Annotated in this window: 2 protein-coding genes; one reads left to right on the top strand and one right to left on the bottom strand. The window is 58.9% G+C overall.

Annotation, left to right across the window (positions count from 1 at the left end):
- Nucleotides 1-112: 112 nt before the first annotated feature.
- Entirely contained in the window at nucleotides 113-433 is a 321-nt protein-coding gene (locus tag E4U03_RS12505; protein WP_135014047.1) for an ATP/GTP-binding protein, read from the top strand.
- A gap of 110 nt (nucleotides 434-543) precedes the next feature.
- Here E4U03_RS12505 and E4U03_RS12500 read toward each other — a convergent pair.
- The coding region (locus E4U03_RS12500; protein WP_228066315.1) for an AI-2E family transporter at nucleotides 544-1,622 on the bottom strand (1,079 nt) is incomplete at its 5' end.

The raw sequence follows: 1,622 nt of genomic DNA, 5'->3' as shown, positions 1-1,622 counted from the left end.
CTTGTTGGAAGAGGTGGATGAGTTGTTCTCGTTGGTGTTGGGTGAGTGAGCTTCGTGCTCGCATAGGAGATGCTCCCCATTAGTTGGTGACTGTTTTTTAGTAGTCCAACTTATGGGGAGCAGTTCAAACTCTAACTCCGGGGCCGCCCCCAGCAAGTGGCAGAAAGCCCGCCCCGCTGGGCGCGATATTTCCCGTATTCTTGACCCTGCCCCGCGAGTGGAGCGGGCCCAAGACGGGGACTGGTATGTGCAGTACATCCCCTCTATCAACGCTCTGAAAACCTATAAGTGCCCCGAGTGCGAGCGACCTATCCATCCCGGAATGGCGCACCTGGTGGTCTGGCAACAGGACCACATGTTTGGTGCCCAGCGGGCTATCGAGGAACGCCGCCACTGGCACGAGCGGTGCTGGGCAACCCGTAGATTCTGGTAGAACCCGGCAGATTACACCAGACCTAGAGCGCGTTAGAAGCGCAGAAAAACCCGGTAGCGACCCCTGCTCAGAGGCAGGGCGCTACCGGGTTAAGGAAAGCAGGTGGTTCGTTAGAGCTGGTCCTGGCGGGGCACGAGTACCTCGTTGACCAGAATCAGCAGGGAGGCTGCGACGGGAATCGCGATGAGGGCACCGAGCACACCCCAGAGAGAGCCACCGGCAACCACCGCGATAATAGCTACAGCACCGGGGACGGCCACAGCCCTGCTCATAATGCGGGGGGAGATGAAGTAGGCCTCAATCTGCAGGTAAATCAGGTAGGGGATAAGGAAGAAGAGGGCGGTCTGCCAGCTATCGATGAGCGATATGACCGAGACCAGGACAGCGGCACTGACGCCACCGACCAGGGGAATGAAGGCCAGGAGCAGGACGAAGAGCATGAGCAGCTGGGCGAAAGGCACGCCCACAATCAGCATGATGATGGCGGCACAGGTGGCGTTGCAGATAGCTACGAGAGCCTGGCCCATGACGTACTGGCCAACAGAGCTGGTGATTTTTTCGGTGAGATAGCCGACGCGTTCACGCTTGGAGGCAGGGGTCAGGCGGACGAACCAGGCCTTGATGGTGGGCAGAGACGCGAGCACATAGATGGAGAGGAAGAGCACGATAATCGTGCCGGTAGTGATTTCCGCTAGGGTGGAGCCTGCGTTCATGAGGGAGTTCATAAATCCGCTCACCACAGAGGTGTCTGAGGTGACCTGTTCAAAGAACTTCTCTACCTCGGCGTCTACCGCTGAGCGGATATGGTAGCGCTCATCAAGACCCGAGAAGAGGTCTGAGTTGAGGAAGTTCTCAAACTGCTGGGGGAAACCGGTAATGAAGGAAACTGCCTGGCGGGCGATGAGGGGCACTACCCAGAAGATGAGGGTGGCGGCTACCGCAACGAAGAAGAGGAAGACGACGGTGACGCCTGCACCGCGTGGCAGGCCCCACCGTTCGAGTTTGCGTACAGCCGGGTCTAGCCCCAGGCCGATGAACACTGCGCCGGTGAGCCAGCCGGCTAGGGCGCCAATGTTGAGCACAAAGTACATGCCCATCCAGGCTAGACCCACACCGACGGCCAGCATGAAACCAAAGTGAATTGGGTTGCTGATGTAGCGGCCCTTGCCGGGGGCTAGGGCCGCTACAT

This window comes from Rothia nasimurium (assembly GCF_004569295.1).
Taxonomy (GTDB): Bacteria; Actinomycetota; Actinomycetes; order Actinomycetales; family Micrococcaceae; genus Rothia; species Rothia nasimurium_B.
The sequence above is the reverse complement of the archived record's forward strand: the minus strand, read 5'-3'. Positions and strand labels throughout refer to the sequence as shown.

Coding starts and splice junctions, on each gene's coding strand:
- E4U03_RS12505 (WP_135014047.1), top strand. CDS start 113: ATGGGGAGCAGTTCAAACTCTAACTCCGGGGCCGCCCCCAGCAAGTGG.